Below are 1,273 nucleotides of genomic sequence, written 5' to 3' on the forward strand. Positions count from 1 at the left end.
GCCCGCCCCGATCATGCCCAGCACGCGCGCCCCTTCCGGGGCCAGGTATTTGCTGGACACGGCACTGGCCGCCGCGGTGCGCAGCGCGGTCAGCAGGTTGCCCCCGACCGCCGCCGAGACGCGGCCGGTATCGGGGTCGAACAGGAACACGGTGGACTGGTGGTTGATCAGCCCGTGCTTCTGGTTGTTCGGCCAATATCCCCCGGCCTTGAGGCCCAGCGTCAGCCCGGCCCCGTCGAAGCCGCCCTTGAAGCCGTAAAGCGCGTCCTCGTGGCCCAGGGCCTCGCGCACCACGGGGAAGTTGCGGGCCTCGCCGCGCGCCATGGCGGCGAAGACCGCCTCGACCGCGTCGAAGGCGGCCTCGGGCGTCATCAGGCCGGCGATCTCGCCTTCAGGAACGACCCACATCAATAGGCCTTTCCGCGCGCCGACACCGGCCACAGCGTTTCGACCTTGCCGTTCCNCTCAGGACGCCGTTGTCGTCCTGGACCACGCCATGCTCGTCGCTGCACTTGATGTATTTCACATCGTCGCGGCCATGGATGAAGGGCAGCCCGCTATCGACCGACTGCGCCTTGAGCCCCGCATCCACCACCGCCAGATGCGGCTTGGCGTGCGACATCACCGATGTCAGGATGAACAGCGCGTTCTCCCATTCGCCCTGGTCGATGCGCTTGCCCTCGGCATCGTGGATGCGGCCGTAATCCGCGTCCATAAAGGCATAGGAGCCGCATTGCAGCTCGTTGTAGACCCCCGAGTTGCTTTCAAAGTAATAGCTGCCGGTGCCGCCGCCCGAGACCAGTTCGGGCTCCAGACCCTCGGCCTTCAGCGCCTCGACGGCGTCCGTCACCTGGGCGATGGCCGCGTCCAGCTTGGCCTTGCGGTCGGCATAGCTGTCCATGTGCTGCATCGCGCCCTGATAGGCCTGGATGCCCGTAAAGCGCAGCCCCGGCGCCGCGTCGATGGCACGCGCGATCTCCACGACCTCGGGCGTGGTCTTGACGCCGCAGCGGCCCGCGCCGCAGTCGATCTCGACGAAGCACTCGATGGTGGTGCCGTGCCTTTGCGCCGCCGCCGAGAGATCCGCCACATTCGCCACGTCGTCCACGCAGACGATGATCCGCCCGCCCGAAAGCTTGGGCAGCCGCGCCAGCCGGTCGATCTTCAGCGGGTCGCGCACCTGGTTCGAGACCAGGATGTCCTGGATCCCGGCGCGGGCGAAGACCTCGGCCTCGGAAACCTTCTGGCAGCAGACGCCGATGGCCCCGCCCAG

2 pseudogenes are annotated in these 1,273 nt (G+C 67.9%); both read right to left on the reverse strand.

The window, feature by feature from the left end:
* Nucleotides 1-408 (reverse strand): annotated as a pseudogene (locus IEX25_RS19720) (ornithine cyclodeaminase family protein); the annotation flags it as partial.
* Nucleotides 408-1,273 (reverse strand): annotated as a pseudogene (locus tag IEX25_RS19725) (DSD1 family PLP-dependent enzyme); the annotation flags it as partial. The pseudogenes IEX25_RS19720 and IEX25_RS19725, both read right to left, overlap by 1 nt.

This window comes from Paracoccus acridae (assembly GCF_014642735.1).
GTDB classification, from domain to species: domain Bacteria; phylum Pseudomonadota; class Alphaproteobacteria; order Rhodobacterales; family Rhodobacteraceae; genus Paracoccus; species Paracoccus acridae.